Origin of the sequence: Facklamia sp. HMSC062C11 (genome assembly GCF_001810675.1) — a bacterium.
Taxonomy (GTDB): Bacteria; Bacillota; Bacilli; order Lactobacillales; family Aerococcaceae; genus Facklamia; species Facklamia hominis.
This window is the reverse complement of the sequence record NZ_KV802374.1, coordinates 1-13,227: the sequence shown is the minus strand read 5'-3', so window position 1 is coordinate 13,227 and position 13,227 is coordinate 1. Positions and strand designations below refer to the sequence as shown.

The 13,227-nt window shown below is 36.4% G+C and carries 12 protein-coding genes; all 12 read left to right on the top strand.

Annotated features, from left to right (window positions below; translation table 11 throughout):
* The first annotated feature begins 173 nt into the window (after positions 1-173).
* Positions 174-785, top strand: a complete 612-nt coding sequence (locus HMPREF2758_RS00205) for a LysM peptidoglycan-binding domain-containing protein (protein WP_070608416.1) — start codon at positions 174-176, stop codon at positions 783-785.
* Between the two features lie 141 nt (positions 786-926).
* The gene (cmk, locus tag HMPREF2758_RS00200; protein WP_070608415.1) at positions 927-1,589 is read left to right on the top strand and encodes a (d)CMP kinase; all 663 of its coding nucleotides are present in this window, start codon (positions 927-929) and stop codon (positions 1,587-1,589) included.
* 125 nt (positions 1,590-1,714) lie between these two features.
* Positions 1,715-3,064: a 30S ribosomal protein S1 gene (rpsA, locus tag HMPREF2758_RS00195; RefSeq protein ID WP_016647722.1), complete on the top strand. Its 1,350-nt coding sequence runs from the start codon at positions 1,715-1,717 to the stop codon at positions 3,062-3,064.
* Positions 3,065-3,154: 90 nt separating this feature from the next.
* Positions 3,155-4,468, top strand: a complete 1,314-nt coding sequence (gene der, locus HMPREF2758_RS00190; protein ID WP_016647723.1) for a ribosome biogenesis GTPase Der — start codon at positions 3,155-3,157, stop codon at positions 4,466-4,468.
* A 131-nt stretch (positions 4,469-4,599) separates the two neighbouring features.
* Positions 4,600-4,875 (top strand): HU family DNA-binding protein, encoded by a 276-nt coding sequence (locus HMPREF2758_RS00185; protein ID WP_016647724.1) that lies wholly within the window; start codon positions 4,600-4,602, stop codon positions 4,873-4,875.
* 197 nt (positions 4,876-5,072) lie between these two features.
* Positions 5,073-6,284: a tetratricopeptide repeat protein gene (locus tag HMPREF2758_RS00180; protein ID WP_246823113.1), complete on the top strand. Its 1,212-nt coding sequence runs from the start codon at positions 5,073-5,075 to the stop codon at positions 6,282-6,284.
* A 10-nt stretch (positions 6,285-6,294) separates the two neighbouring features.
* Positions 6,295-6,822: a YpiB family protein gene (locus HMPREF2758_RS00175; RefSeq protein WP_070608412.1), complete on the top strand. Its 528-nt coding sequence runs from the start codon at positions 6,295-6,297 to the stop codon at positions 6,820-6,822.
* Between the two features lie 10 nt (positions 6,823-6,832).
* Positions 6,833-8,068, top strand: coding sequence for a CCA tRNA nucleotidyltransferase (locus HMPREF2758_RS00170; protein WP_016647728.1), 1,236 nt, complete (start codon positions 6,833-6,835; stop codon positions 8,066-8,068).
* 12 nt (positions 8,069-8,080) lie between these two features.
* Positions 8,081-10,606, top strand: coding sequence for an exonuclease domain-containing protein (locus HMPREF2758_RS00165; RefSeq protein WP_070608410.1), 2,526 nt, complete (start codon positions 8,081-8,083; stop codon positions 10,604-10,606).
* A gap of 31 nt (positions 10,607-10,637) precedes the next feature.
* On the top strand, positions 10,638-11,114 hold the full coding sequence (locus HMPREF2758_RS00160) for a hypothetical protein (protein ID WP_070608408.1): 477 nt from the start codon (positions 10,638-10,640) through the stop codon (positions 11,112-11,114).
* 12 nt (positions 11,115-11,126) lie between these two features.
* Positions 11,127-12,425, top strand: a complete 1,299-nt coding sequence (gene asnS / locus HMPREF2758_RS00155) for an asparagine--tRNA ligase (protein ID WP_070608407.1) — start codon at positions 11,127-11,129, stop codon at positions 12,423-12,425.
* Between the two features lie 21 nt (positions 12,426-12,446).
* A complete protein-coding gene (locus HMPREF2758_RS00150; protein WP_070608405.1) occupies positions 12,447-13,184 on the top strand; it encodes a DnaD domain-containing protein in 738 nt (245 codons plus the stop codon).
* Positions 13,185-13,227 lie beyond the last annotated feature (43 nt).

Genomic DNA, 13,227 nt, shown 5'->3' with positions numbered 1-13,227 from the left:
TCCTGAAATTAGTAAAATTCCCCACAAAACAGCTTTTTACCTAAAAAAAGTCGTTTATTTTATTTGAATAAGCATTGGAGTCTGCTATAATGAAATAAATTAGATGAACTAATGATTGTTTCAAATAGCCGATAGTAGGTGAATATAATCATTAGTGCATAGGAGGATGCTTAATGACTCAGGATAATGAACATTTTGAATTCGATGAACAAGAGTCCAATGATTTAAACAAATCAAAAAAATTCTCTGCTCCATGGAATAAAAAGTTTGGAGAAGATGAGAATTTCAAAAAACGTCAATATTCTCGTTCTGCTAGAAATACGCCGGATAAAGAAGCAACAACTTTATCACAAGTTTTATTGTTCGTCTTAATCGTGGCCTTAATATCTCCATTTATCTTGTTTATGTTGGTTAATTCACAACGCAATCAAAAGCCAGTGGAAAAAACAGCTGAGCAAGTACGAATGACGATGTCTAGTGAATCTAAAAAAGAAGAAACGACTACTACACAAGAAACTTCAAAAGAGGACGAATCTGTGTCTACCCGTAAAATTGATGCTGAAGATGAAAGCCGTACTAACAATCAAGCTACGACAACGAGCGCTCAATTTGAGAATCAAACAACGACTCAGGCTAGTCAATCGTCTTATCATACAGTAGGACAGGGAGAATCTTGGTGGTCGATATCGAGAGCTTACGGAGTTGATGTTTATCAACTTGCTTCAGCCAACGGAGCAAGTATTGATACACCAATTCATCCAGGAACTCAGATTATCATTCCTTAATCTTTACGATCATCTTTCAAGAGATCTTAGGTCCTTTTAAGGAAGAATTCCATGCACTGAGAAAGTTTGACTGTTTTAAGAGGCTGCGACCCTTATGTCCCAGCCTCCTTTATTTTTTTGAATAGGGAAGGAGTAAGGCAGATGCAAATAGCTATTGATGGACCGGCAGCTTCCGGTAAGTCAACGGTTGCTAAAATACTAGCCAGTAAATTAAAAGCTACATACATTGATACAGGAGCCATGTTTCGTGCGGTAACTTTATATTTATTGAAGCAAGAAGGGTTGATCACTAGGGTTGAATTATGGGATAAAAAACTTGCAGACATAGATATTCAATTAGAAATGACCGAATTTGGCCAAAAGGTTTTTCTCAATCAGGAAGATGTAACAGAGGCAATTCGCAGTCAAGAAGTGTCCCGCCAAGTCTCTAAAGTGGCAGCGGATTTAAAGGTGAGAGAGTATTTACTAAAAGAACAGAGAAGATTAGCTAAAAATCAAGATGTTGTTATGGATGGACGCGATATTGGAACGACAGTACTTCCACAAGCAGATTATAAATTTTTTCTGATCGCATCGAGTCGCGTTCGAGCACAGCGACGGTTCGATGAATTGAGTAAAAATGGGCATCGTCCTATTTCAATTGATCAGATTGAAAAAGATATTCAAGCCAGAGATGAATATGATCGAAATCGAAAGTATGCTCCCTTAAAAAAAGCAGAAGATGCGATCGAAATTGATACTTCAAATATGACCATTGATGAAGTGGTTGAAAAAATGTTAACATTTATTAGCAGAAAGGCTTAAATGTCAAATAAAGTCTGATTGGTGCTAGACGAATATGGAATTGTTTGGTACAATGTCGATAGAGTGCTTGTAAAAAAATAAACAAGGCACAATTTTTTTGGTAACGCTTAGGAGGAACTTGTAGAATGTCAGAGTTTGTAGAGAACAAAGATCAAGAAGAAAAAGCAACAAATGAGGTAGAACCAATTACTAATATGGCAGACGCTTTAGATAGCGTTCAAGAAATTAAGGTTGGCGATATCGTCACCGCCGATGTACTTGCATTTGATGAAAGCAATCAAGTACGTGTTGCTATTAAGAATTCAGGCGGTTTAGAAGGAGTTATTCCAAAGAATGAATTAGCTACTTCAAGAGTAGAAGATCCATCAGAAGTTGTAAGCATTGGAGACGAACTAGAATTAGTCGTTGTTAAACCAATTAAAGACAAAGAAAATGGTAATTATTTATTATCTAAAAAACGGATCGATGCTCGTAAAGTATGGGCAGAACTCGAAGAAAAACATGCAAACAAAGAAACAATCGAAGCCCCAGTTAAGGATGTTGTTAAGGGTGGACTTGTTGTTGATGCAGGTGTTCGTGGTTTCGTGCCAGCTTCAATGGTTGAAGATTACTATGTAGATGATTTTTCTTCTTACAAAGGTCAAACTCTTGAATTCCAAATTGTAGAATTAGATCCTGCAGATAATCGTTTAATCTTATCACATAAAGAAATTGCTCGTCAAAAACGCGAAGCAGAACGTTCTGAACGTTTAAATGAATTAGAAGAAGGAAGCATTGTTGAAGGTAAAGTAGCTCGATTAACCAATTTTGGTGCCTTCATTGATTTAGGTGGAGTAGACGGTCTCGTTCATATTAGCCGTATTGCTCATGAACATGTAAAACATCCTTCTGATAAATTAACAGTTGGAGATACGGTTGAAGTGAAAATCCTTTCGATCGATGAAGAAGAAGGACGTATCTCATTATCAATTAAGGATACTTTACCTGGACCTTGGGACGATATTGAAGAAAAAGCAAGCGAAGGAACCGTTCTTAAGGGAGTTGTAAAACGCCTTGTTAGCTTCGGTGCTTTTGTAGAAGTATTCCCAGGTGTTGAAGGATTAGTACATATTTCTCAAATTTGTCACGAACATATTGAGACACCATCTGATCGCTTAAGTGAAGGTCAAGAAGTAGAAGTTAAAGTATTATCTGCTGATCCTCAAGAAAAACGTTTGTCATTATCGATCAAGGCTTTATTAGACCGTCCTGCTGATTTTGAAGAAAAACAAGAAGAAGCACCAAAACCACGTCGTAATAAAGCAACGAATCGTAATAATCAACGTCGTCAAAGCGAAAAAACAAATCAACAAACAGGCGCTACTTCAACATCATTGAATGATGCTGCTACTGAAGGAAGCTTCACGCTTGGAGATCTACTTGGTAAGGATTTTGCTGAATTACAGCAAGATGCTGAAGAATCAGATCAAGATTAATTTTAATTAGAATATCAAGATTAAAAGCTTCTCCCGTCGCTTAATAAGCTAGGTGGGAGAAGCTTTTTTATGAAATATGGAGGTGATTATATGGATTTACCAGTTGTAGCCATTGTTGGTCGGCCAAATGTAGGCAAATCTACGCTTTTTAATCGTTTAATTGGGGAACGAATATCGATAGTAGCTGATTATGAAGGTGTGACTCGAGATCGTATCTATGCGACCGGTTCTTGGCTTGGAAGAGAATTTCGTTTGATAGATACAGGTGGTATTGAGATGATCGATGAACCCTTAATGAATCAAGTGAGATATCAAGCAGAAATTGCTACAGAAGAGGCGGATGTTATTATTTTTGTAACCTCAGCTCAAGAAGGAATGACCGATACGGATGAAGCAATAGCTCATTTTTTACATCGAAGTAATAAACCAGTCATACTTGCCGTTAATAAGGCCGATAATCCTGAACAACGTGCTCAAGTTTATGAATTTTATGCTTTAGGTCATGGAGATCCTTATCCAATTTCTTCGTCACATGGTACGGGTACAGGTGATTTACTCGATGAACTTATCAAGCATTTTCCGAATAAAGATAATTCTGAAGAGGTCGATAATGAGATTAAATTTTCTTTTATTGGCAGACCCAATGTTGGGAAATCCAGTTTAGTAAATGCCATGTTGAAGGAAGAGCGAGTTATCGTTTCTAATATGGAGGGGACGACCCGTGAGGCGGTTGATACACATTTTGTTAGTAAAACAGGTCAATCCTTTACAATGATTGATACTGCTGGCATTCGCAAAAGAGGAAAAGTCTATGAGAATACGGAAAAATATTCGGTAATGCGAGCCCTATCTGCTATCGATCGTTCTGACATTGTTTGTTTAGTTTTAGATGCAGAAACTGGAATTATTGAACAAGATAAGAAGGTTGCTGGTTATGCCTATGAAGCAAATAAAGGAATTATCATATTAGTTAATAAGTGGGATGCTGTCGATAAATCAGATAATCTCTTCCAAGAATTTACCGATAAAATTCGTCAAGAATTTCAATATTTACCCTTTGCCCCAATATTATTTGTTTCGGCAAAAACAGGCCAACGGCTAGATCGTTTACCAGCGATGATTGAAGAGATTTATGAGAATCGCTTCCGCAGAATTCAATCGTCAGTACTTAATGATGTATTGATGGATGCTATTGCTTTAAATCCTACTCCAACGGATAAAGGAAGACGTTTAAAGATTTACTATATGACTCAGGTTGCTGTAAATCCGCCTACTTTTGTCGTTTTTGTCAATGATGAAGAACTGATGCATTTTTCTTATCAACGTTTTATAGAAAATAAATTAAGAGAAGCTTTTTACTTTGAAGGAACGCCGCTTAAAATTTTAATTCGCCAAAGATCTTAAGTGTTTTCCTAAAAAATAAGGGCTAAAGATTGTTTTAATAAGGATCTTATGTTATTCTATGTAAGAAATAATCACTGAGTGATTAAATTTCAAAATGCCCAGTGCATATATTTTTAAGGAGGATTATTCAAATGGCTAATAAAGCAGAATTAGTAGAAAAAATTGCAGGAAAGACAAACTTAACTAAGAAAGATGTTACAGCTACGGTAGAAGCACTATTCGAATCCGTTGAAGAATTCTTAGCTGAAGGTGAAAAAGTTCAAATTATTGGATTTGGTACCTTTGAAGTGCGTGAACGTGCAGCTCGTAAAGGTCGTAACCCTCAAACTGGTGAAGAAATCCAAATTGATGCAACCAAAGTTCCTGGATTTAAAGCAGGTAAAGCATTAAAAGACGCTGTTAAATAATCATTGAAAAGACTCATTGAACATTGAGTCAGTTGCTTAGTAAGTAGTTATCTTAACCTTTATGGTCTACTTGATCTAAGTGGTAAGTGCATCAATGATTCAATTATAAGGCTGTGATAGTTGCTATCGCAGTCTTTTATTTTGACTTAAAGTTAGTTTTACTTTTGGTATAATGGACAATATAAGGAGGGGTTGTTTTGGATTTAGGTGAAGCAATCATTTTTATTGAGTCGTTTTCTAATGTTGAAGAGGCCTATCAAGCTTTAATTGAATTATCCCAGAACTACCTCGATCAAGGAGCGGGATCATCATTAAGCAAGGAAGATATAGCTTCTTTATTGGTCTATTGGGCAAAAAAATGGGGACAACAAGGCTATCGAAAAGAAGAAATTGAACTCTATCAGTTAGCCTTTCAATGGCAGGCGGATGCCAATGTTGCTTTTTCTTTAGCAAAAGCGTGTAATCAACTGGGCCTATATACGCTAGCCTTGACTTATCTGGAGAAAGTGCCAGAACTTCAAAAGACCTATTCGATGAAGTTGCTACAGGGACAAGCTTTGGAAGGCTTAGGCCAATTACGTCAAGCTAAGGATTGCTATCAAACATTGATTAAGGCGTATCCAACCGAGTGGCTGGCTTATGACCAGCTCGCACAATTATTTGAACATGAAGGCTATGAAGATCAAGCTATTCGTTACTATCAAACGCTTTATCAATACTTCTTAAAGGAAGATTCCAAACTTCGACGCCACTGGCGTAAAGCATTGCTCCGACTTTACTTACAACAAGAATATATCGATCAGGAGATTTTACAGACACTGTTAAAGGATCCCGATCTACCTTTAATTGAAGCGGAAGAGTTTTTTTTGCAAGGGGTGTGTGCTTATTATTACCAAGACAATCAATTGGCACTTGAAGCCTTTCAGCAAGCTATCGAATTGGAGGATGATTATCTTCAAGCTTACTTGTATATTGTGGATATTCAACATAATCGTGGGGAAGAAGCAGCATTAAAGAAATGGATTCAACAATTTGTGAAGGTCGTCCCTAGCTATGATCTAGTCCTATTGGAATGTCTTCCATACCTAACAATTCGAGAAGATTATGGTGAACTACTTTATGATAAATTGATGGATTGTTTGCCCTTGATTGACGAAGACGACTTAAAACAAAAGGTGATACTTTTAGTCTTTAATCACTTATTAGCAATGAATCAAACTGATCAGGCAAACGATCTAATCCATCAATTAAAAGATCAAATAATGGAAGCTGATTTGGCCTATTATAGCGCTAAGCTTGCTTTAATTGAAGAGGATAAAGAAACTTTTAGCGTTAATATTGAACAAGCTTGGTTAGAAGGATGTCAAGCGGAAGATATTGAGAATCTGTATCAGCATTATCATTCCTAGGGAGGCCACTATGACGTATCAACAGGAAAAATTACAAATGATTGATTGGTTAATTGGGAACCGCCCACATTTTGATCGTCAAGTTAATGCTTTTTACCATTATTTGCAGGCTCATCCATCCTTCTTATCTTTACTTGAGTTTTCAGATCAAGTTATCTTTGCCCCTTTGGCTTTTAAAATCTCTTATCAACAAACTCAAGAGAGCTATTTTACCTATTTTAAAGGAGATTATTCCTATCAGTCGATAGATCAAGCTTTTCATGATTTTCGTTTAAATGCCAGATCACAAAAGAAGATCTATTATATTGAATTAGATTGTCAAGACTATTATTATTACTGCCAGAAAATGAATATCTTTGTTGAAAATCCTTTTGCTCCGCTATGTGGAGACCTTCTGAAGGAAGTTGATTATACGGCGGATCAATTAGCCAAAGAGGGGCAACGCCAGGTATTGATGGAACATATCAACCAAGCTTTAATTGAACATGATCGGAGTAAATTTGACGTATTAACTAATATTTTAAGACAAGCTACTTAAGGAGGCAGGCATGAAATTAGACTTAACAGATCCATTATTTCTTAAGGCAATCCCTGTACTAAAAGAGCTTGAATCACATGGTTATGAGGCTTATTTTGTAGGAGGTTGCGTAAGAGATAGCCTATTGAACAAGGGCATCTCGGATATTGATATTGCGACATCTGCCTTTCCAGAAGAGGTTCAATCCATTTTTCCTAAACACTTTGATGTTGGCTTAGAACATGGTACCGTCGTTGTGTTATTTCATGGGGAATCCTATGAAATTACCACATTTAGAACAGAGTCGACCTATTCGGACTACCGGCGACCAGATCAGGTTTCCTTTGTTCGAGATTTAGTAGAAGACACAAAACGCCGTGACTTTACGATAAATGCGATGGCACTGGATGCAAGAGGCGTCTTATTCGATTATCATGATGGATTGAAGGATCTTGAAGATCAAAAAATAAGAGCGGTAGGGCAAGCTCATGATCGTTTTCAAGAAGATGCCCTTAGAATGATGCGTGCAATTCGTTTTGCCAGTCAATTAGGTTTTGAACTAGAATCTCAGACCTATAAAGCCATTCAAGGCTTATCGAAAAATTTAGCTTATATTTCGATTGAACGTATTCGAATTGAATTTGAAAAGACAATGCTTGGAAGACATTTTAATCGTTGTTTGCCATTAATCAAGGAGTCGCATCTATTAGATCATTTTCCCCTTTATAATGGTCAACGCTATTGTCTAGGTATGGATGCCTTAGCTAATGAAATAAGCAATCTTAAGCATTATTCAATCGTTCAAGCTTGGGCTTTCTTACTACGTGGAATGGAATTATCTGAATCATCCGATCGTCAAAATTTGTTAAAGAAGTGGACATTGTCTAATCAAAGAATTAACCAAATCCAAGAGTATTATCAACTAATCGTTAATCTTGAAAACGGAGCGATTCAACCGATTGATCTTTATTCATTTAGTAGCCAATCCATTGAATTATTGGAGGACTATTTGATAGCCAAGGATCAGATATCATTAGCCGCATCAATTCGAGACCATTTCGATTCCTTAGCGATCCATGATCGTAAGGAGCTTGCACTTAATGGAAGTGATATTATGCAGATTCTGGACATGCACCGTGGTGGACCTCTAATCGGCCAAATTTTGGATTATTTAGAAACACAAGTCATAAAAAATAATTTAAGAAATGATCGTTTAATTTTAGAAAAAGCAGTTCAAGATTATGGCAAGACTCATAATGATTGTTAGAGGGGGAGTTTGGTGAAATACGCAGTCGTAGATTTAGAATCAACGGGTCCCCGTCTAGATCAAGGAGATCGTATCATACAAATTGGGGCGGTTATTGTTTCAGACGGACAAGTTATTGAACAAAAACAAAGTTTAGTTAACCCTCATCAAGAGCTTTCAATTCGTATTCAACAATTGACCGGTATTCGATCGGAGGAATTAAAAACGGCACCCGATTTCAGTCAGATTGCTCAGGAGTGGTTTGAACGATTGGCAGATTGTGTCTTTGTGGCTCATAATTTGCATCATGATCTTCTTTTCTTGAAAGATCATTTTGCAGAGTCTGGTTTAAATTTTGACCCGCCGGCAATCGATAGTATCCTTTTGGCTAAGATCTGCTTTCCCCAAGCTAGAGCCTATAATTTAATCGATTTGGCTGCGGACTTTCATTTGATTTATAATGAAGCACATCAGGCTTTAGCGGATGCTCAAATTACCTGTCAGTTGCTAGATATAATGGCTCGAAAATGCCAACAACTATCTGAAAAATGTCTTAAGCAAGTCGTAACTATCAGTAAATCTTTGGACCATCAGGAGTCTTATTTTTTTGAATCAGCTTGTAATTTTTGCCTTGATCAGCCGTTAGTTAGAAAACGTGTGTATCAAAAAGATTCAAGGGAGACTCTCAGTAAAACAATTCTTCTGTGGGGGCAACTTTTGCAGGAAAAATTGTCTAACCAGGCTCATTTGATTGTAGAAGGTAATCTTCATGCGATTGATAAAAAAGACCAGGCTTTAATAGTAGATTGGTTTTTGAATCAAGGTGAAAAAGTTGTTTTAGTAAGTTCAAAAATAAAATTCTGGAGAGAGCGGTATCGTTTATCCGATTTGTCTGATCAGCTTTCGACTACTATTCTTTTAAATCCAAATGATTACATACATCCTCAGCGATTTAAAAAAGTCCTTGCAAGCTTAAAAAAAAGAAAAATACAGAGTTATCAAGCGGCTATTTTAGCTGCGTCTTGTATTTGGTTGGAGGAAACGCAGACTGGCTTACTCTTAGAGTTAAATCATGAAATTGATATAAAACGGTTAATGATAGAATATGAAACCTCAAATCAACTATTTTCTGTGAATCCTTTTTATCAAAGGGCAGTGGAACAAGCTCAAAAAGCTCAGTTAGTTATTATGACGGATCAATCCTTGTTTGGACTTAAACAGTCAAAAAAAATACGAACCTTGCTAGCAAATCGTTTGTTATTGATTCAAGACCTTGATCATCTTGCTCAAAGTGCGATGATTCATTTTCAGCGAACATTTAACTTAAGTCATTTCTTAGTTTTGGGTCTTCAGTTAAAAGACTTACTTTTTATGGACTTGGATGAAGATTCGGATTCGATACGATTAATTAATCAATTAATGTGGATGAACGATCATTTGCATAATTATTTGGAGCATTTAGAAAGTCAGCTGCAAACAATTTATCTCCCGATTGAAAAACAACAAAATCGAATTCTTTACTTAAATGACTATCCCAAAATAAAAAAGGATTTATATGACTTTTTACAAAGTTTGTCATCGAGACTTGATCGATTTATTGAGGCCGTTATGGTTTGGCCAAAAAATGATCAAATAAATTTTCAGGATAAATTTAAAGAAATCTTAACAATGTGTCATCAAGGTCGCAAGATGATTGCTAGCTTATTAGATGAGAATTCCTATATTATTTTAAAGAGTCATCAGGTACAAGAGCGTTTTTATCAATTCAATGTTTGTAGCCGTGATTATCAATATATCAACTTTCATGAGGATTTTCTGGAACCATTTCATCAAGTCTTACTTTTTTCACCAGGGAATGCTTATTTTAAACAATTTATTGGTAGTTATCATCGCTTGAATCTCTGGAATTATGCTTACTATCTGCTTAAACAAAATGAGCCTGCCTTAGATGTTTATCTTGAAATGGATTATTTACCAACTCGATCGACTAAGACGACAGACTTAACCGATGATTTAAAATCAGTGGTAGATTGGATGAATGATTCTTCTAATTTCCATCGATCAGTAAGTCAAGTGCTTCTTGTAGGGAGTCGTCAGCAAGCAGTTGAAGCCTATCAGTATTTGACCCAACACTTAGATAATTCGATCGAAATTCCTATTTTTGCTCAACACATTTCGGGAAGCATGAATAAAATAAAACGCTATATTAGAGAGTCAAATACCTTTGTGCTTGTGATTCAGTGGCAAACGCTCAAAGATTTGGATTGGCCGATTTTGGACAAGACGGTCCAACTTCATTGGCTCAAGCTCCCCTTTAGATCATTGGAAGATCCTTTGATAAAACTGCAAGCAGATTTAGCCTCAATTTCCAAAGAAGAGATCTTTGACCAATTATTAATCGCAGATATGTGTCATAATTTGCTAGCGACTTGCCAAACAGCGAAAGGAATTTTTTCGTTAGATCTAATCCTTTTGTTTGATGGACGAGTTTTTAGTAAATATTATTCAAAAGAAATTCAGCAAAGACTTGATCGAAGCCTACATTTTATTCTAGAATAGAAGGCATGAGACAGTAGATAGGGGTGGTGAGGTGAAACGACGAACAGTCTCAATCTTAACTTTTATTTTATTAGTGGTAATGATTTCACTATTATCAGTTTTTATGGCTAGTCAGGCTCATTTAAGTCGAGCAGAAGAAGAAACAATCGCCTTGGTTGAAGTTGATCATACGGTCAAGAAGGTTAACCAATTTTATTGGACAATAACCGATCAATCATGCTTTACGATCGATTTTATTGATGATCAAGCTGAACGTTTTTATGCGATTGTTGAAAGGGAAGGGGGAGATATTCATTATTTCCCTTACCAAGAATTGATTAAGGAAAGTGATGCGAAGTCAATTACTGCTAGCGAAATCAAAGATCCTCAAATCATGCAAGCTCGATTAGGATTATATAAAGGGAAACCTGTATGGGAAATGACTTTACGTAATTCAAATCAGACAATCTCATATTTTATCTTAGATGCAAAAACAGGAGAGTGGGTTCAAACCCTCTCTAATATTTAAGGAGGAGAATAAATGGAATTAATTACCATGGACCAAGCGAGTGCTCATGTGGATGAGACTGTCCAAGTGAATGCTTGGTTGACTAATAAGCGATCATCTGGAAAAATCGCCTTCTTACAATTAAGAGATGGCCGTGTTAATTTTCAAGGGATCGTATTAAAGCAAGAGGTTGGGGAAGAAGCTTTTCATCAAGCAAAATCCTTAGGACAAGAAAGTTCTATACGTCTAACTGGAATTGTTCAACGTGATGATCGGTCTTCTTTAGGCTATGAGTTACTTATTAAGTCGATTGAATTAATTGGAACGAGTGAAGATTATCCAATTACCCCTAAAGAACATGGGACTGACTTTTTAATGGATCACCGTCACTTATGGTTACGGTCTAACCGTCAACATGCCATTATGCTTATTCGAAATGAGTTGATTCGTGCTACCTATGAATTCTTCAATGATCGTGGATTTATTAAGATTGATCCCCCTATTTTAACAGGATCGGCTCCTGAAGGAACGACAGAATTATTCCATACTGAATATTTTGACCAAGATGCTTATCTATCCCAGTCTGGTCAGCTTTATATGGAAGCAGCGGCCATGGCCTTTGGTAAAGTTTTTTCTTTTGGACCGACATTTAGAGCGGAAAAATCTAAAACTCGTCGTCATTTAATTGAATTTTGGATGATGGAACCTGAAATGGCTAATTGTGACCATGAAGAAAGTCTAAAAATTCAAGAAGAATATGTCGCTTATTTAGTACAGAATGTCTTAGATCATTGTCAAATGGCATTAGAGACTTTGGGACGTGACCAAGACCAATTACGTAAATATACGAAATTACCCTATGCACGCATTGAATATACCGATGCGATTGAGCTTTTAAAAGAAAATGGTTTTGATGATATTGAATGGGGACAAGATTTTGGATCACCTCATGAAACTTTTGTCGCTAACCAAAATGATCAGCCGGTCTTTATCGTTAATTGGCCAAAATCCATTAAACCATTTTATATGAAAGAGAATCCCGATAATCCAGAAACTGTGCTTTGTGCGGATATGATTGCGCCTGAAGGTTATGGGGAAATCATTGGCGGTTCTCAACGGATTGATGACTATGATAAGATGGTTGAAAATATTAAAGCCTATCAGCTTGATCCAGAAACCTATGCCTGGTACCTTGATTTAAGAAAATATGGATCGGTTCCACATTCAGGATTTGGTTTGGGGCTTGAAAGAACAGTTGCTTGGATTTGTGGTATTGAACATATTCGAGAAACTGCTCCATTCCCACGTTTATTACACCGTTTGTATCCATAAAAAGAAGGAGGGAATGACCGCATGAGTGAATCAATCTATGATTGGATGAAGTCGGGATGCACAATCATTCCCAATATTTTAATTCAACGATTTGCTCAGTTAAAATTAACATCTGACGAATTTGTGGTGGTCGTTTATCTATTAGAGCATATTCATAACCATCAATCTGTCGATACAGTGGCTTCCATCGCGAATCAACTTGGTTGGTCAAGCGAAAAGCTGTATGCTAGTCTTAATTCACTTTTAGATAAAAACTATTTAAATATTGAATTAGTATCTAATGATCAGGGGAAAAAAACAGATCATTATACCCTTAGGCCTTTGTTTGATTATTTAAATGATCAGGTGCATAAGGAACAGACATCAAGCCAAGCTATTGGACAACAGAAACCGAGTGTGCTTCAAAATGAAACTAAGATGAGTCAATTGCTTCAACAATTTGAGGAAGGCTTTGGACGTGGTTTATCGTCTTCTGAATTAGACATGGTTAATCAATGGATCAACCAAGATAAGTATTCGGTGGATCTCATTCAGTTAGCATTAAGAGAGGCTATGATTCGAGAAGCTTATTCTTTTAAATATATTGATCGTATTCTATTAAATTGGCAACAGAATAATATTAAAACTTATGAAGAAGCTAGAGCTTATATTCAAGCATTCGATCAAAAATCTATTCGATCTGCTTCAGATTATCAAGAACCATCACTAAAAGATCAAAATAGCTATCAGATCCCCATTATTGATTGGGGATCATCCTAAAATTCAAACTCATAAAGAGGCTGTGACACAAGTCTCAAAAATA